Origin of the sequence: Dyella sp., assembly GCF_036746095.1 — a bacterium.
Lineage (GTDB): Bacteria > Pseudomonadota > Gammaproteobacteria > Xanthomonadales > Rhodanobacteraceae > Dyella_B.
Genome location: NZ_DAIOEU010000007.1, coordinates 17215 through 34292 on the forward strand (window position 1 = coordinate 17215; position 17078 = coordinate 34292).

At 60.1% G+C, this 17078-nt stretch carries 18 protein-coding genes; 8 read left to right on the plus strand and 10 right to left on the minus strand.

The window, feature by feature from the left end; all coding sequences use genetic code 11:
- Positions 1-13 precede the first annotated feature (13 nt).
- Entirely contained in the window at positions 14-916 is a 903-nt protein-coding gene (locus V7M64_RS05010; RefSeq protein WP_333677501.1) for an AraC family transcriptional regulator, read from the minus strand.
- Between the two features lie 97 nt (positions 917-1013).
- On the opposite strand from V7M64_RS05010, the gene V7M64_RS05015 reads away from it, so the two are divergent.
- Positions 1014-1754, plus strand: a complete 741-nt coding sequence (locus tag V7M64_RS05015) for an SDR family oxidoreductase (protein ID WP_333677503.1) — start codon at positions 1014-1016, stop codon at positions 1752-1754.
- Between the two features lie 92 nt (positions 1755-1846).
- The gene (locus tag V7M64_RS05020; protein WP_333677504.1) at positions 1847-2437 is read left to right on the plus strand and encodes a hypothetical protein; all 591 of its coding nucleotides are present in this window, start codon (positions 1847-1849) and stop codon (positions 2435-2437) included.
- A gap of 292 nt (positions 2438-2729) precedes the next feature.
- On the opposite strand, the gene V7M64_RS05025 is transcribed toward V7M64_RS05020, so the two are convergent.
- Both V7M64_RS05025 and V7M64_RS05030 read right to left on the minus strand, forming a co-directional pair.
- A complete protein-coding gene (locus V7M64_RS05025) occupies positions 2730-3251 on the minus strand; it encodes a hemerythrin domain-containing protein (protein WP_333677506.1) in 522 nt (173 codons plus the stop codon).
- A gap of 142 nt (positions 3252-3393) precedes the next feature.
- Entirely contained in the window at positions 3394-3861 is a 468-nt protein-coding gene (locus V7M64_RS05030; protein ID WP_333677507.1) for a hypothetical protein, read from the minus strand.
- An 819-nt stretch (positions 3862-4680) separates the two neighbouring features.
- Here V7M64_RS05030 and V7M64_RS05035 point away from each other — a divergent pair.
- Positions 4681-5739 carry a hypothetical protein gene (locus tag V7M64_RS05035; RefSeq protein WP_333677508.1) on the plus strand — a complete coding sequence of 353 codons (1059 nt, stop codon included), beginning with the start codon at positions 4681-4683 and terminating at the stop codon, positions 5737-5739.
- Here the strand turns inward: V7M64_RS05035 and V7M64_RS05040 are convergent.
- Positions 5718-6173 (minus strand): hypothetical protein, encoded by a 456-nt coding sequence (locus tag V7M64_RS05040; RefSeq protein ID WP_333677509.1) that lies wholly within the window; start codon positions 6171-6173, stop codon positions 5718-5720. The two genes, V7M64_RS05035 and V7M64_RS05040, sit on opposite strands and share 22 nt — an antisense overlap.
- 103 nt (positions 6174-6276) lie before the next feature.
- Between V7M64_RS05040 and V7M64_RS05045 the strand changes: the two genes are divergently transcribed.
- On the plus strand, positions 6277-7539 hold the full coding sequence (locus V7M64_RS05045) for a diguanylate cyclase (RefSeq protein ID WP_333677511.1): 1263 nt from the start codon (positions 6277-6279) through the stop codon (positions 7537-7539).
- A 28-nt stretch (positions 7540-7567) separates the two neighbouring features.
- Here the strand turns inward: V7M64_RS05045 and V7M64_RS05050 are convergent, their stop codons facing one another.
- A complete protein-coding gene (locus V7M64_RS05050) occupies positions 7568-7801 on the minus strand; it encodes a cupin domain-containing protein (protein ID WP_333677513.1) in 234 nt (77 codons plus the stop codon).
- Positions 7802-8165: 364 nt separating this feature from the next.
- Between V7M64_RS05050 and V7M64_RS05055 the strand changes: the two genes are divergently transcribed.
- Together V7M64_RS05055 and V7M64_RS05060 are read left to right on the plus strand one after the other, a co-directional pair.
- On the plus strand, positions 8166-9893 hold the full coding sequence (locus V7M64_RS05055; protein WP_333677514.1) for a thiamine pyrophosphate-dependent enzyme: 1728 nt from the start codon (positions 8166-8168) through the stop codon (positions 9891-9893).
- A gap of 64 nt (positions 9894-9957) precedes the next feature.
- On the plus strand, positions 9958-10404 hold the full coding sequence (locus V7M64_RS05060) for an MEKHLA domain-containing protein (protein WP_333677515.1): 447 nt from the start codon (positions 9958-9960) through the stop codon (positions 10402-10404).
- A 93-nt stretch (positions 10405-10497) separates the two neighbouring features.
- Here the strand turns inward: V7M64_RS05060 and V7M64_RS05065 are convergent, their stop codons facing one another.
- Together V7M64_RS05065 and V7M64_RS05070 are read right to left on the minus strand one after the other, a co-directional pair.
- Positions 10498-11151 (minus strand): restriction endonuclease, encoded by a 654-nt coding sequence (locus V7M64_RS05065; RefSeq protein ID WP_333677516.1) that lies wholly within the window; start codon positions 11149-11151, stop codon positions 10498-10500.
- A gap of 298 nt (positions 11152-11449) precedes the next feature.
- Positions 11450-11959, minus strand: coding sequence for a GNAT family N-acetyltransferase (locus tag V7M64_RS05070; protein ID WP_333677517.1), 510 nt, complete (start codon positions 11957-11959; stop codon positions 11450-11452).
- Positions 11960-12224: 265 nt separating this feature from the next.
- On the opposite strand from V7M64_RS05070, the gene V7M64_RS05075 reads away from it, so the two are divergent.
- Positions 12225-13145 carry an SPFH domain-containing protein gene (locus tag V7M64_RS05075; RefSeq protein WP_333677518.1) on the plus strand — a complete coding sequence of 307 codons (921 nt, stop codon included), beginning with the start codon at positions 12225-12227 and terminating at the stop codon, positions 13143-13145.
- A 38-nt stretch (positions 13146-13183) separates the two neighbouring features.
- On the opposite strand, the gene V7M64_RS05080 is transcribed toward V7M64_RS05075, so the two are convergent.
- From V7M64_RS05080 to V7M64_RS05090, 3 genes are all read right to left on the minus strand, one after another.
- On the minus strand, positions 13184-15007 hold the full coding sequence (locus V7M64_RS05080; RefSeq protein WP_333677519.1) for a GGDEF domain-containing protein: 1824 nt from the start codon (positions 15005-15007) through the stop codon (positions 13184-13186).
- Positions 15007-15306: a hypothetical protein gene (locus V7M64_RS05085; RefSeq protein WP_333677520.1), complete on the minus strand. Its 300-nt coding sequence runs from the start codon at positions 15304-15306 to the stop codon at positions 15007-15009. Before V7M64_RS05085 ends, V7M64_RS05080 begins: the two co-directional genes overlap by 1 nt.
- Before the next feature lie 171 nt (positions 15307-15477).
- The gene (locus V7M64_RS05090) at positions 15478-16266 is read right to left on the minus strand and encodes an SAM-dependent methyltransferase (RefSeq protein ID WP_333677521.1); all 789 of its coding nucleotides are present in this window, start codon (positions 16264-16266) and stop codon (positions 15478-15480) included.
- 87 nt (positions 16267-16353) lie between these two features.
- On the opposite strand from V7M64_RS05090, the gene V7M64_RS05095 reads away from it, so the two are divergent.
- A complete protein-coding gene (locus tag V7M64_RS05095; RefSeq protein WP_333677522.1) occupies positions 16354-16980 on the plus strand; it encodes a GIY-YIG nuclease family protein in 627 nt (208 codons plus the stop codon).
- Positions 16981-17078 lie beyond the last annotated feature (98 nt).

The following is a 17078-nucleotide window of genomic DNA, read 5'->3' on the forward strand; positions in this document are numbered from 1 at the left end:
CAGCCATAGCGCGCTATGCCGCTTGCTCTCGCGCATAACGCGTTGGCGTCACGCCCACATGGCGTGCGAAGGCCACGGTGAACGTGCTGGCCGAGCTGTAGCCAACGCGTTCGGCCACTTCCGCAACGCCCATGTCATGCTGCCGCAACAGGTTCTTTGCCAGCGCCATGCGCCAGGCAAGCAGGTATTCCATCGGCGCGACACCTACGGCACGGTTGAATCGCTCGAAGAACGCCGAGCGGGAAAGGGCGGACTCTTTCGCGAGCCGTGCGATCGTCCAGGCCGTGGTCGGGCTTTCGTGCATGCGACGTATCGCAGTGGCCAGTCGAGCATCGGCCAATCCGCGCAACAGGCCTGGTGATGCCGATATTCCCGCCGTGGATCGCAATGCTTCGATAAAAAGCACTTCCACCAAGCGGGCGAGAACCACCTCGCGCGCGGGCCGCTGGGCGCGCGATTCATCGCCAACCAGCTGCACGAGCGCGGCCAGCCGCTTCTCGCCGCGCACGTGCACGCGCTGCGGCAACAGGGAAACCAGCAAGGCGGCGTCCGGTGAAGCGAAAGCGCAGTGGCCTATCAGCAGTCGAACATCGGGTGGCATGCCTTGCGCGCCAAGCCTGAATTCGCCGCTGGGCAGCGCCACGGGAGGCACGTCGTGGGCTTCCGCTGCCGGCGGTTCCAGGCTGGTCATGGTGAAGCGATGCGCCGCGGGGATCAGCACAAAATCGTCGGGCCTGAGCGTGAGGGGTTCATGTCCCTCGATCGTGAGGCAGCTCGTTCCCTCCAGCAGCGCACAGTAAAAGGGTTGCCCGAACTCACTTCGGCGAACGCGCCAGCAGCCGGCGCCGCTGACCACTTTGGAATACCGGGCGCTCGGCTGCAGCAGCGCGACAACCTCGGCCAGCGGGTCGGTCATTTCCGGACTCCTGCAAAAGAAACTTGGACGCTCGATTGTAGTGAGTCCTGTTGCGACGGCCTATCGTCTCAGTACGCAACCCATCACAGGCAACCCCATGAAGACTGTTCTGGTCACCGGCTGTTCGTCCGGCTTCGGCCTTGAAATCGCGCGGTATTTCCTTGATCGCGATTGGAAAGTTATCGCCACCATGCGCACGCCGCGCGCGGACGTTTTGCCCCGTTCCGAACGTCTGCGTGTGCTTGCCCTGGATGTCACCGACCCGGCCAGCATTCGCCACGCCATGGAGACGGCAGGCCCGATCGATGTGCTGGTCAATAACGCAGGAATCGGCATGCTCAACGCGCTCGAGGGCACGCCGATGAATATCGCGCGCGAACTCTTCGAGACCAATACGCTCGGGACGATCGCCATGACGCAAGCAGTGCTGCCACAGTTCCGTCGACGCAAGGCGGGCGTGATCGTGAATGTCACCTCGAGCGTGACGTTGCGGTCGTTGCCGTTGCTTTCCGTCTATACCGCGAGCAAGGCGGCGGTGAATGCGTTTACCGAATCGCTGGCGCTGGAATTGAAAGCGTTCCAGGTACGCGTGAACCTGGTGTTGCCGGGGCGGTCGCCGGAGACTCGGTTTGGCGAAAATGCGCGTGCGCGGATGCAGGCTGGTTTTCCGGAGCCTTATGCCGATCTGGTGCAAAGTGTCTTCACGGGATGGGAGAAGGCAACGGCTGTTACACAATCGCTGGATGTGGCCGAGGCAGTGTGGCGCGCCGCCAATGAGCCGGCATGCCCGCTTCGTATCGTGGCGGGAGCGGACGCGCTGGCGTTGGTCGAAGCATGAAAGTGGTCATATGACATCGCAGCGTAGTGGCTATTTTTACAAGCCACTTTTTGGCCTAGTTTCTACCGCGAACAAATTCGCGGGAGAGACGCATGGCTATGCTCAATCAACTTGGCAAAGCTTGTGTGATAGGCGCGCTGCTGTTGGCGACAGGCTCGGTCGCAACGCATGCCCAGCCGTCCGATGACGCACAGAACAACGGGCATGAGTTCGATTTCGGTATCGGTGCTTTCAAGACGCACATCAGGCGCCTGGAACACCCGCTGAGCGGTTCCCATGCATGGGCCGAGTGGAACGGGACGGTGGTCACGCGCCAGCTCCGGGACGGCGGTGGCAATCTTGAGGAGTTGAGTGCCGGCAACGCGACAGAGCATTTGCAGGGCATTACTTTGCGGCTGTACAACGCAAAGACGCATGAGTGGAATCTCTATTGGGCCAGCAAAGACGACGGCACGATTGGCAAGCCGATGGTGGGCGAGTTCAAGCAGGGGCGCGGCGTGTTTTACAACAAGGACATCATCGACGGACATGCGGTGCTGGTTCGCGATATTTATTCCGGCGCGACTGCCAACACGTATCACTTCGAAGAGGCGTACTCAGCCGACGCCGGAAAAACATGGGAAACGAACTTCATGGCGGACCTGACACGAGAAACATCCAGTTCCGCAATGGTTGCTCGTTGATGGAGTTGGCGGAGGCCGTCCTGCCCGAAGGCGAGCATGACGGAAAACCGCATTCCCAGCCCATTCTTTGATGTTTTGCTGATGTACCGACGCCGGCCGTCCACGTTGTCCGGACAGCGGTGTGGACGTGATGGGTGCTTTTTCTTCTCGATATTTGTGGCGTGTGCATGTCCTCCCCTGCTGATGCAGGGGAGGGGTCTGTCATCCTGTGATGATGAAAATGCGTGCTTGGTGCATGCCGTTCGAATGATCCCGCCACGCGATACGTGACGAGAAGAGCTTTCCTTGCAATCTACCCGGGTGACCGCGGCTGATGCAGGGCCGCCTTGGCAGCCGTCTTGAACTTGGCGAACGCGCGCATGACTGAGGCCGCGGACGATTGCTTCCACTGCGCATACTGCTGATTCATTTCCGTCAGCTCACTCGGGTTGAACAGTTGCGACACGACGGGAAACAGCAGGTTTTCCTCTTCATGTGCATGCTCTTCGATCAACTGCGAAAGCACTTTGGCGGAGCCGGCGAACTGCCGGGTGTCGAAGCCGGCGGCATGGACGTCGGGCAGCAGGGTTTTTTCCACCACGCGGTGCTGCTCCATCGACGTCGCGTAGAGCAGTTGCTGGTCGTGCGTGGCGCGCTTGTTGAAGGCGGGGTAGAACACGGTTTCTTCCCACCTGGAATGGGGGATCAGTGCTTCTTCGACTTGCTTGAGCAGATCTTCGCGGAGGTCTTTTTGATCGTCGGTGGTGGCGTTGATCCGCGCGAACAGGCTGCGCAAGGTCTCATGTTCGCTCTTGAGGGTATCGAGAATGGTCATGGCCGGCTCCTATGCGAGGTGCCATGCCATTGCACTGTGACGGCCGTCGGCTGGTCGTGAATGGGATGTTGCGCAGGTGCAATGCAGGCAAGTGTTTGTATGCATCACCTCCGCGTAACGAGCGAGCACGGCGATGGCGCCATCAGTGCGTGATCCCAGGCGTGGTGGAGCGTGGCAACGCCCGCATCGCATCCAGCGTACGCACCAGTTCGCGATAGCTGCGCGCCAGCTGTTCGTACAGTTCCGCATAGGCTTGCCGGGTGGCGTCGGCAACGCCCTGATAGGCGCTGCGACCGATGCTGACGAAGTAATCCACGCTTACCCGGCGCCGTTCAGCCACACCGGGAAACAAGCCAGCCACCAGCAGGCAGCGATCGCCCACGTCGCGCAGTGCGTCCGCGCGGGTGCGCCCTACCAGTTCCAGCGCCTGCAACCAATCGAGGCCTTGCGCATGCGACAACAGTTGACTGTCGGCCTGATAGCGCAGCAGTACAAAGACCAGGTAGCTCTCGCTCGACTCGTCGAGCCGCCGCCCGGTTCGTTCGTATGCCTCCTGCACCAGCGCCTGCCAGACTTCCACTGGCGTGCCATTTCGGAATGCTGCAAACATGTCGTCTTCCCCCTGATCGTACGACGCCTTCAGCGTACTGCGCCGAGAGCATCACTGCTGGCAGCGAAGCAGAGAGACTGCCAATGCATCGCCCCGGTTGCCAATGCCGTTACGTTATCTAGCGGCTGGAACCGCAAGTTCTGTAGGTTGGGCGCGGGCAAAAGCCGAACCTCCACGTGGCACGCAACGATAGGGGCCGTTGGGTTCGCCTTCTGCCCAGCCAGCCACGAAAAGCGTGATCGGCGCAGCAGTCCCGGCAGGCCGCATTGCTTATCTCCGCAGGCCAATATTTCCGGCTATATCAAAGCAAAAAATATGTTCTGCCAGGGAGAAGCACTTGCGGTGCGACGCAAAGTTTTACGTCCGGTTTCGTATCACGTTTCCTATACATATGGCTCTGCATGCTCAAGTCGCTAACCAGGCATCCGGTCTCTGGGGAGAGTCCGAAGCGCAAGGTCACGTAGGAGACTCAATGCGAATGCGCCTTTAGGGTCTGAGGGGAATGTGTTTGTTGAGTTTTTTGGCTGCGTTGATCGCAACGCGGTGACGGAGGCTGTTTGTGTGCAAGAAAATTGCGAGCGCGAAATTCACGCGCTGATGCAGGTAGGGGCGCCGCCATCATGCACGTCTTAGATGTGTGGGAATGATTTGGCGAAGTGATTGCGCTTTACGTCCAGGTGTTTTTGTCGTGGGGCCTCTTTGATCGCGAGGCTTGTCGTTGTGCTGAATGGAAGCAGTTGCTGTTGGTAGTGCCGCGGCTCTCGGAATGGTCCGGAGCCGAACTGAATTGCCACTTTTGCTTCTGGGGAGAATCAAAACATGCAAGCTAAGTTCAAGTACGCGCTTTTGGCTGGTCTGGTCAGTGCTGCCTGTGTTCCCGCGGCGTTTGCGGCGCCGTCCGTGGACGTTCTTGGGCAGAGCGATCAGCAGGTGGGTCCGATCGAAGCGGTTGCACGCCAGGCCTGGCGTGATGATATCGCGCAGATTGCCACGCCGTCGGAAGGTTGTTTCCAGGCGAATTACCCGAGCATCGTCTGGCAGCAGGTGGCCTGCAGGCAGTTGACCCAGCATGCAGTGCATCCGGTGCTGCCGCTCAAGGCGAAGCAGCAGTTGGCGCAAGACGCCGGCAATGGCAACGACTACGTGTTGCAAGCGCCAGGTTCATCGCTCATCAGGAGCACCACAGGCAGCTTTCCCTCGGTGACGGGCGTAACGTCCGAAACGGGTGTGGGTGTGGCCGCATATGGCGGCGGCGGCATTCTCGGCCCGAACGAATACTCGCTGCAGATCAATACGCAATTCACCTCGACCACCTCCGCTTGCAATGGCCACTCCGGTTGCACCGTGTGGCAGCAAGCCGTGTATGCACCCGATTACGAGACCACGGGCTCTGCCGCGGTGTTCTTCCAGTACTGGTTGATCGGCTACGGCGGCACCCGCTGCCCGAGTGGTTGGGGTAGCGACGGTGCGGGCGATTGCTATCGGAACAGCAGCTACGCCACCGCGCCGGACGTGGCGGCCACGAAGCTGGGCAACGTAAAGCTGGCTTTCACCGCCGCCTCGGGCGGCAGCGACAAGGTTACCTTCACCAACGGCACCACTGCCTACAGCATCAGCGCCAGCGACAGCACGCTGAAAATTGCCACCGTCTGGAAGCAGTCTGAGTTCAACGTGGTCGGCAATGCCGGCGGATCGGAAGCCCAGTTCAACAGCGGCTCCTCGATCACCGTGAAGAACGCCGCCACTTACGGCTCGACCACTGCACCGTCCTGCATTGCCAACGACGGCAGCACCGGTGAGAGCAACAACTTGAATCTGGGCAGTTGCAGTGGGGTGGGCGGTTCCTCGCCATACATTCAGTTCACCGAATCGAACTGAGCGGTAAAGGGTGCGTTCGAAGAGAAGCCGAGGGGGAAACCCCTCGGTTTTTTTATGCCAAGGAAAACGGCGTAGATCGGGTTGAGGAGAACGAACGCGAGCCCCAACTTTTTCGGTGTATCGGGATGTCCTGCTAGGGTTGAACCATTGCGCCGGCGGTTCTGCTTCGAAACCGCTTGGACACGCGCCGTCAACGAGAATTTGCCACGATCTAAAACGACGCTTGTGATAAACAAGCGCGCGTGAATGGGCAGGAATAAGCTGAATGCGGCAGGCGTGCGGACTAAAGATTTGCCGATGGCTGCCGATCCCATGCTGAGTCTCACGCAAGGAGGTTTTTGCTTATCCGCGATGACCAGGGGGTATGCACGGTTCGCCCGGCTGGTGCCGGCGTACCGGGATTTCTCCAGGACGACAAAGACGGCACGAGTCATGCATGGGAATTGATCCGGTGGTTTGATGTTTCAGGGGATAAGGACGTCGCATAGCCCATGGCAATACGATCGACGAGAGGTTCCCACTGGCGTGGGCGAATGAATGTCCTGGAAAGAAGTTCCTGATCTGCTTGCGGTTGGATTGCTGATCTACGCGTTCGTAACCGTGTCGCGTCCCGCCGGCAACATGATGACGCGGCTTTGGCTGGCGGGCTGGATCTGCGTTGAGCTGCATTTTGCCGCCTATTCGTTCCTCGACGTGCCGGGATGGGGCGGTGTGCTTGCCGATATCGTCGGTACTGCGGCACTGGTGTGGTGCGCTACGTTGTTCTGTTGGTCCATGGATCCGCGGCTTCATCAGTGGGAAAGCCGCCTGTTGTTCTGGACCATGTCGATCGTCTACACGTTCTACCTGTCGCTGACGTCGCTGCAGTCGGTGCCCAACGGCGTCATGGTGGCAGCGGCGAGCCTGTTTGCGCTGGTGCCGCTCGCGATCGTCGCCATTACCCCGCATGCGGAGCGACCGGCGACGCGGTGGATCACCGTGGGCATCAATACCGCGCTGGCCATTGCCTTGTTGCGCTGGCAGTTCTCCGCGCACGGCTCGGACCTGATGGGCGTGCTGCCGCTATTCGCGGCCTATTTCATTTGCTGCCTGCAATTTGCGTTTTCGAAACAGCGCAGGACCGGCGGATTTGTAGTGACGGCGCTGGGCTTGCTGGCCTGGTCGCTGGTGTTTCCGGTCGGCATGCTGTTCGACCTGTACTGGCCCAAGGTCGACGTGGGTGCCGAAGTATGGAATCTGCCCAAGTATCTGGTTGCGATAGGCATGATCCTGCTGCTGTTGGAAGGCCAGGTAAAACGCAATCAGCATCTTGCGCAGCACGATCCACTGACGGGTTTGCCGAACCGCCGCCTGTTCCAGGACCGCATCAGCGGCGCGATCGAGCGCGCGCGTCAACGCCAGGCACGCATGGCGATGCTGGCTATCGACCTGGACGGCTTCAAGCAGGTGAACGACACCCTGGGCCACCACGTGGGCGATGCCGTATTGCAGCAGGTCGCGCGCCTGTTCAACGGACGGCTGCGGCGTATCGACACGCTGGCACGTACCGGCGGCGATGAATTTTCAGTAGTGCTGGAAGGGCCGATCACCCGCAACGAGGCGGCCGATGTCGCCAGCGCGCTACAGCAGTTGCTGGATACGCCGCTGTCGATCGATGGCCATGCCCTGCAGATCGGTGCGAGCATTGGTTTGGCGATGTTTCCGGATGATGCGCAGACATCGCACGGGCTGTGCATTCGCGCGGATGAGCGCATGTACATGGTCAAGCGCAATGGCGGCTGCGCGGTGCAGGCAGGCTAATCAACGCTTGAAAAGCCCCGTTCGCTGCTCAAGCCAGTTGCTCGTCCAAGCTGCGCGTCTGCGGAATGATTTCATCGCCCGTATGCTTGGTCGACGCCGGCTCGATCAGCATGATCCAACACTCTTCATCCGCAATGGGATTGTGGCGAACGCCACGCGGGACGGTGAAGAAATCGCCTTCGCCCAGGTGGATGACTTGCTGTTCCAGCTCAATGCGCATCCGCCCTTTGGCGACATAAAAAAACTCGTCGCCGAACTCCAACGTGGCTTATCGTGCATATGTCGGGGTTCGCATTCGCTCACCCGACCTACGTTGTTACGTTGCAGATGTTGTGACGATGGTGTGAACGAAAAAAGCCGTTTGCGGAAACATATACACAAAAACGGAATTCACGGTTCTTTTGTGCGGTAGTTCCTATTTATCGTACTTAGCCAGCCATAGCATCAATGGCGAAAACCGCTCGCACGAGATGCATGTGCCATTGCACGTACGCGGCATGAATGCTTTTGCGCAAACCGGATATCGCGGGGTTTGCCGCGCACCACCCACTTCATCCTCGAGCTCGACGTGATGCTCGAGCGGTCAGCTGTTGCTCTTGTCAATGGAAAGTCGCAGGGGGTTTCTCATGGTTGTTGTCGAACCACGCATCGGCTACGAGCGTCTGCTCGATGCCATGACGGAATGGGGCGTCAAGGTTTGCTCCGGTGTGACAGGTGGCGGCCTGGTGCATTTGTTGAAGCATATGGAGCCGTACGTGCCGCATCGCACGCGCGGCGGCCAGATCGAGTTTTTTACGATCGGCGAATATGCAGCCGGCTTTGTGCCGCTTGGCCATTACCTTGCCACCGGCCAGATCGCCGCGGCGGCGGCGACCACCGGGGCGGCCAGCAAGCTTTTGCTGTGCGGCTTGAGCGATGCGAAGCTGCACAATATTCCGGCCGTCTACCTGATTGCGGCTACGCCGTCGGACATGGCATATCAAGCGCCGCTGCAGGACAGCACGGAGTCCGGCAGCAACATGGTCGGCCAGCTGATGGCCGAGTTGCCGCACGGCACGTTCGTGCTGGACGACATCGATGTGCTGGATGAGCAGCTCGCAGCGGCATGGGATCGGCTGAAGCAGTCAAAGCCCGTCGTGCTGGTGCTGCCACCCGATGCGTTGTCGGAGCTGACGTCACAGGCTTCGGAACGGTGCATGCCGCCCCGACCGAGTGTGGCCGAGCATGAAAACGCGGCCACGTTCTTGCAGCGGCATCTATCGCAGCGAAGAAAGGGCCGCATCGTCGTGCTGGCCGGCGACGAGGCACCGCGTTATCGGGACATGCCTTATCTCACCTCAAGGCTCTGTGAGGTGCTCAAGGCGCCGGTCGTATGGAGCATCAATGGCGCCAATGCAGTGTCGCGCGACAATGCTTACGGCTACGGCTATCTGGGCTTTGGCGGCAACGATCGCGCTGCCGAACTCTGGGATAGCTTGAACGAGCATGACCTGCTCATCGCCATCGGCTTCTGCGGTGATGAGTACACCACCAATTTTGCGCAACCGAAGGCTGGCCTGGTGTGGAACATCACGGCCAATGCGCATTTCTACGGAAGCTTGCACGGAAGTTTTCGCCACCAAGTGGTTGGCGAGTTCCAGCAAACCGTTGGCGACGTCGAAGCGATCCTGCGCGAAACGATTCTCTGGTGCCAGGCGCATCCGCACATCAGCAACGAGGAGCCGCCGCGCTATACGCATCTGAATATTGGCGCGCGTGGCAATCGGCCCGGCAACGCCGTGGATATCGTGGCCTTCTATGAAAAACTGGATGAGCTATGGCAGCCGGACAGCCTCGGGTTCGACGACGTTTGCCTGGCCTACAAAGATCGCCAATACGTCACGCAGCGCCCCCATCCGCACGCAAGGATCTATTCCTTGTACCGCGGTTCCGCCATGGGCGGTGCCTACGGACTTGGGTTGGGCGCAAAAATCGCTTCACCCGGCAAGCACGTGTTCGTATTTTCCGGCGATGGTTGCTTCCGCCTCTACGGGGGCTGCCTGATCGAAGCCCGGCAACTCGGCCTTACATTGTTCGTGCTGGACAACGCCAACTACGGGATCGTGGAGCAGGGGCTTGCCAAGGTCCTGCCCGATACGCCGGCGCGCCGCTACCATGGCGAACTGGAACGGATCGATTTCGGCGCGATGGCGCGTGCGTGCGGATGGTCGAGTGTCCGCATGTCGCCAGACTTGAGCAATCTCGGCGACGTCATGCGCGAAGCCTACCGGCGGGATCGTCCGTCGATGCTGGTCGAGGTGCCGGTCGACAGTCATCAGGTGGTCGGGCCTAATCCGCGCTTGAAGAATCTGTAATTCACGCAGCGATGCGTGTGCTGTACACAGCCGGTATCTATCATCTTTGCATGCATGCACCCTCATGACGATTCCTGCCTCCGCTTCATCGCTCTATCGCTTGCTCGCCGGCAGCTATGCACGATGGCTCAAGCGACCGCTGGTCGATCCCGCCCTGACCGATGAGCAGGGCGCGCGCTGGCTGTATCAAGAGGCGCCGTTCGGATTGCTGGCGCATGACACGCGCGCCGATCCGGTGTTTATCTATGGCAACCTGGCCGCGCAGCGCTGCTTCGAATATTCCTGGGACGAGCTGCTGCGGCTTCCGTCGCGGCTGTCCGCGCGGCCGCAACACGTAGAGGACAGGAAGCGGTTTCTGGACCAGGTCAGCAAGCAGGGGTTTTCGACCGGCTATCGCGGATTGCGTGTCAGCAAATCGGAGCGCAGTTTCTGGATCAATGATGGCACGGTGTGGCAGCTGGTCGATGAGGCGGGCGTGCTGCGTGGGCAGGCTGCATTGTTCAACCCGTAGGCAAGGACGAAGGCACGTTGGGGTGAAATCCCAGCCGCGGAAGCCGCCGCAAACGGCGATGGTCATTCCGGCCTACAAGGCGGCTGGCGTTTGCTATTTGCATGCGGCCGCCTGGCATTCCCGCACCATGGCCAGCAAGGCGTCCCCAGACACCAGTTCGATCGGCTTGCCATGCACGAAACATTGCGCGTCGTCGGTGTAATGGCCGATGGCGACGATCTTCACCGCGTCGGCGCGGTGATGCATGAGCAGGCCGTACATTTCCCGCACCACCCGCACGTCCACCAACTTGGTGCGCCATTGCTTGCATTGCACCAGGACGGTTGTGTTGTCCTTGTGCAAAATCAGGTCGATGCCGCCATCCGCGCCGCCCAGTCCGATCTCGCGCACTTTGTAACCCTGGCGGCGGAATGCTTCGCCGACCAGCATTTCGAATTCGCGCCAGTCCATCGCGCTCAGGCTGCGCAAACCGGTTTGCGAGGTAAGCAGGCGATGCCGGCGCCGGCTGTCGATAAAGGAAATCAGCGCAGCGAGCCAGCAGGCGATCAACAGCAACCAGGCGGCGGGCGCGTAGGCGCCATCGGCAAGCGAGGTGCCCAGGGACTGGCCGACCGGACCGCCAAACGTGGTCATGCACCAGCCCAGTCCATAACGCATGGCAACATAGCCTGCTGCGCCGAGGACGATGCCGGCCTGCCATGGCAGTTTGGAAACCATCTCGATCCCACCGTCTTTATGCGTGGCCACCGCCCCCTCCTGAGCGCCTGCTTTTTTCTTGAATGCTTGAATGACTCGCGAGTGCGAGTCGTAGTGCCTGTTTGAACTCGTCAAGCAGGAAGTGCGCCAAAGAACCGACGCTGCCAGGGTGGTCAAAGACTGCTCAGCCGAGCGCGGAAGACCTGGTGATAGTGCGTGGAAGTGGTTGTTTTGCCTAAAGCAGCGATCGACCTGCAATGTGATGGCATGCCCGCGCAAGGCAGCCTCGCCGCGGTGTCGCGGTGACTTCCTGCGTCACCTGACGCAATGGGTCGGCGCGGTTCGTCGTCTACGCAAGGAGTGGTCGCCGATAGCGGACTTCATCCACGGTGACGTCCCAGATGCTTTCCGTGCGCGTCTGTCCATCGAGCGCCCAGCCATCTGCGCGGTAAAGGCGCTCGGCCCGCTGGTTGCCGGCCAGCAGCCAAAGCACGGCGTGACGATATCCCCGCTCGGCCAGGCGAAGCCGGGCAGCGGACAGCAGGGCTGTGCCAAAGCCACGCCCCCACACATCGGGATCCACATAAAGCGCGCACAGTTCTCCGCCATCGGGGGTGTCCGCGTCGCGGGCCGGCGCGGTGGTGGCGAAGCCGTGGATGGTGCCGTCTTCTTCTACCACCAAGGTCTTGGGGCGTTGCATGTCCTGATTGGCGAAGTCGTAGTGCTGGGCGCGTTCTCGCGGATCAAGCCGTGCAAGGTAGTCGCCAGGCAGCAAATGGCGATAGCCCGCCTGCCATGCGCGCACATGCACGTGGGCTACGCGCAAGGCATCGTCGGGTCGGGCGGGGCGGATCAGCATGCGCGTGAGTCTCGCATGCTTGCCGCGGTGGCGCGATTTTTAGGCGAGGGTCCTGACCGCGTAAATTCTCCGCAAAAAAGGCGACGGCGGCATGGTGAGGCCACTCGTCAACGCCATGGCGTTGGTGCAAGATGCCGCCACCATCAGCACAGGTGCCAGCCTATTGGCAGCTGAGTGCATGTATACGTGGTCGTTATGCCGGCGAAGGCTGGAACGGCAGTAATGCGCCATGTAGATGCCTGTGCGCCATCAGGGGAAATCGCTCATGCTCAATCTGCCGCCCAAGGACCCGCGTTCGCTGTTTGGCCGCTTTCAATTCGGTGGCGGACTGCTGGTGGCCGTTGTCGTCATCATCTTGCTGTTCAACAGTATGTTCGTGGTTTCGCCGAGCGAAGAAGCGGGTACGCGCTGGTTGGGCGGTACACCAATGACATCCGCGCCGCTCAAGACCGGTGTGCATTTCAAGGTGCCGTTCTTCGAAACGGTGGATCGCCTGCAAACGAGCCGTTCGGTCTATACGTTGAATGGCCTGGACGTCTATACCAACGACAACCAGAAAGTCACCATCGACGTCAGCCTGATCTACCAGATACCTACCTCGGCAGTGATGAACCTGCTCTATCACGTCGGGCGTGCCGGTTCGGTGGATATCCAGGCCACCATCCTGCCGGTGGTGCGCGACCGGGCGCTGGCCGCGTTCGCACGCTACAACACGCTGACCATTTCCGATCAGCGCGCCCAGATCACGACGCAGATGCGCAAGGACATCAGCGAGGCGTTGCAGCGCTTGTTCGACGTCGACGTGATCGACGTGCAACTGGTCGGCATTCATTACTCGCCGGTGTTCGATCAGTCGATCGAGGAAGCCGTACGCGCCAAGAATCTTGCCGTGCAGGCAGAGAACACCGTGGCGCAGAAGCGCTACGAAGGCGAGCAGAAAACCGTTACCGCACAGGCCGAAGCAACCGCTGCCGTGGAGCGTGCCAACGGCGAGGCGCAGGCCACCGTGCTGCAAGCGCAGGCGCAAGCCAAGGCGATCGAGACGGTGGGGCAGGCATTGAAGAACGACCCTGAATACACGCGTTTCTACGGTTTGCAACACTGGAACGGCATTCTGCCGCAGGTGATGGGCGCCGGGTCCATTCCGATGATCGATTTGAACAAAGGGCAGGATACCGGCAAATAGATGCCGGCATTCGTGCGCGTTTGCGTGGAAGCCATGCGCTATTCCGCGGGACTTGCGTAGGGCGACGCTTCGGTGCGCCGGCTTTGGCCGCTGCCGGTGGTGGCGCGCGGTGCATAGTCGTCCATGCTGACCACCACGCGATTGCGGCCGTCGTGCTTGGCGCGATAAAGCGCGCTGTCCGCGGCAATCAACAAGCGGCGCAGCTCGTAGCCGTAGTGTGCCGTGGCGGCGATGCCAAAGCTCGCGGTGAGCGGAACATCTTCGTCGCTGTCCACTTGCTGGATCGCTATGCGTATGCGCTCCGCACGCTCCAGCGCCTGGATGACCGTGCACTCCGGAAGCAGTATGCCGAATTCCTCGCCACCGAGGCGGCCGAACACGTCGCAGGAATTCAAATGGCACTGGCAGACCGCCACGGCACGCTTCAGCACGGCATCGCCGGCGACGTGGCCGTACGTGTCGTTGATGTCCTTGAAATGATCGAGGTCGATCAGGATCAGGCAGGCGCCGCGCAAGGACTTGCCTACGTAGCGCAGCGTCTGTTCCGCTTCATCGACGAAGTACTGGCGGTTGAAGATGCCGGTGAGGCCATCCCGGCGCGCCAGGCGCATGAAGCGCAATTGCGAGCGCTTGAGGCGGTAGAGCCAGAAGGCGATCGAGGCGAGGACGGTCAGCAGCAGGGTGATGTACAGGCGGCTGGTGACGACGGCCTTGTGGTCGAGGGCTTGTTGCAGTTGCAGGATCTGGTTTTGTTTGTTCAGCGTTTCCAGCTCGCCCTTCTTTGATTCGACTTCTTGCTTGACGATTTGGTAGGCGAGGGCTTTTTCGCGGGTATCGTCGAGGTGTTCCTTGTCCGCGGCTACGTATTTTTCGTGATAGGCGAGTGCGCTGCGTAAATCGCCATATTGCCGCTCAATCTGGTAGAGCAACTGATACGCCTTGACCAGAGGTTCAGTAAGGTCACTCTTTGAAGCAATGTCGACAGCGGCCATTGCGTATTTCTGAGCATAAGGGATGTTCTTCTTGTCCCAATAGACTTGCGCCAGGAGAACATCATATTCCGCAGTAAGATCGGGGTAATCGAATCCTTTTACCTCTGCGTAATATCCGTCCAGTATCGAAAGTGCATCGTCTATCCTGTTTTGCTGCATGTCGAGGATGGCCATGTCACGGCGTATAGTATCTGCCGCCAACTTTTCGCCGACCGCAAGGCAGCGGTCTATGCCATCCTGGAAAAGCGCTTTGGGTACCGGGGTTTGGCTGCCGCGGGTAGCAGCCTGCAATTCGTACATATGCCCCAGGCAATTGAGTCTGCCCGTAGGGTATTCCGCAATTATTTGCTTGGCATAACCGGCGGCAAGATCATACTGCCCCGCTTCGCTTAATAATTGAGAGCCTTCACCCAGAATGTGTTCACGCGCTTCCCGATCGGTGACTTGTGAGAGATTGTCCAGCGCACGATCCAAATACTCGAAAGCTTCCTCGTAGCGGTGTCGTACGCCCAAGAGGTTTATCAGAACTGATGTGGCCTTTGCCCTTACGCCGCTATCGGGTGCTTGGTTGATCACTGCTTCTAGTAACAACTTAGCTTTGTCACTCTCGCCAGCGTAAGTTGCCTGCCAGCCTTCCAGATAACGCAAGCGCCATTTCTGTGCCTCGGACATTTCCGTCGTGCGGGCTTCAAGTTCATGCAGTTGCCTGACGAACTCTAAATAATTGGTGGTCTTTATGCTTTCCGTGTGGTCCAGCTGCTGTGAAAAGTTCTCTAGAGCAGGTGCGGCTGTGGCCGCACCTGCAAACATGACAAATAGCAGGAAGGTCCCTGCGTTGCATTCACGGCGCTTGATTCCGTCGACGCGCATTACGCCGTGGAAGCTAACAAATGAGAGAGCGATCGTTGAGCATCCTTTTCGGAAGGCTCCTCTTCATTTTCTTCTTCCTCTTCTTCTTCGTCCGGCGCGCCCGGTGCCTGTACGTAACCAACTAATGGTTTCTGCTGCAGAAGTGCCTGCAACTGGGCTACGTCCTTATCCAGAATGGCCGAGCGGAGCGAATCCTCAACTTCAGCATCCGCCAATGCCCATTCCACCTTTTCCTTGATGACGCTGCCCCACTGGGCCTCGCCACCCATTTTTTCCAAAAAACGAATGACATTCGACATCTAAATTACCCCTGTATTACTGCTGTGGAGCCCCCTTATAGGCCGCCGTCATCGTTCCTGGACACGAGCGGTAGTCCATCATATCGCGCGCCGGGAGCACGCGTGGCGATATCGAAACAAGCTAACGCGTCAGGCGTATTTGCCACTATTCGTGCATCGGAATGACCGCTTTCAGGCCAGGGCCGCCAGGCGGGTACGGATCTCGTCGTCGGCTTCCAGCGGCCGGGCCGGTGGAATGGCCAGGGTGTCGGCCATGCCTACTTCTGCTGGCGGCAGCCTTCCAAGCGGTAGGCGCAGGATGCGCGGTGATTCGAAGGGCAGGGTGGCGGCGCGGTAGATGACCACCTGGTGGTCCAGTGGGTAATGCCGCGCAAGCACGTCGACCAGCACCTGCCGATGGGCTTCGCCGGTGGAAAAGCGCTTGAGTGTCTGGTCGCCGGCAATACCGATCTGCCACAGGATCAGCCACGCGCTTGGATCGATACAACGCCGGTAAAGCATGAACTGGCTGGCTTCGTAGTGCTGGCAGCCGCGCGCGCCGGGATCGATGCCCAGGTCGGCGTAGAGGCAATCTTCGGAGGAAATGCCCGGTTCCATGTGGGCCGGAAAACCTTCGCCGCGCGCCGTCTCGATGGCCTTGTGCGGAACCCATGCGAATACGCCGGGATGGCCATAGAACACACCGCAGACGCGCTTGCCGGTGCGCACCTCGGCCAACATGGCTGCCACCATCTGCCGGTAAGTCTTCATCCGCGACATACCTTCCCGGTAATAGGGTTGCAGGCTGCGCACGTCCTTGTTCATGCCCTGCAGCCATAGCTCGATGATGCCGTCGGAGACCAGGACGAACACCACATCCGCCTGTTCGATGTAGCTGCGGGCGCGCGGGCAGAGGTGAGAGCCCAGCGTCATGCCTATGCCTACGCAGGCCAGGCTGCCATTGGCAGGTGTGCCGTTCAAAATGGTATTCCCCTACTGCTTTACGTTGCAGTATTACGTGCCGGGACGCCATCGTCGAGCGCCGTGGCAATGATGGGGCAGGCAGGTTTGAGCGAGCACGAAACATGGGGTGACTGGGATTTGCCCGATCCGGTGCGTGGCGGACGAACGTTCGTCTACGTGCTGCCGTCGCTGGGCGAAGACCTGACCAAGATAGGTTTTACGCAGGCCCCGGTTCAGCGATTCCGCAGCTTCCATCCGCGTTTTTTTGCGTTGTTCGATCTGGAACAGGGATTGTTGGTGGAGACCGGGCAGCTGCGCGAGGCGCGCCGCCTGGAACGCCTGTTGATCGAACGCTGGCCTGAGCATCGCGCCTCGGCCCCCTTGTTGGTGGCGGAGACGGCTGGCGGGCATACCGAATGGTTTCGCGGCATCGGGGATGAGGTGGATGCCTTCGTGCGACGCACGGCGGACCGGTATGGCTATGCGCTGCACGCCCCCTTGCGCAGTTGGCTGCATGCACGCTTTGCGGAACGGACGGATCAGTTGTATGACTGGTCGCAGCGTTTGCTGGACATGATCGAATGGCAGGCGGCGAACGTAGCGGCAGAAGCGCGCGATCCGCGCTACGCGCGGGCGTTGCGCGATAATCTCGATGCGTGCCGCGCGGTGGGCATGGCGCTGGACAAGCTCGTCCCCGCCAGCGTGCTGGCGTGGTATGCATCGGTTTCGTAGGTTGGCTGCGCGAACGCGAACCCAGCATCGCCATCCACGCTTGGCACGGCGAGGCGGAGCACGCAACTGCTGACAACACGCTGTCAGCAGCAGGCACG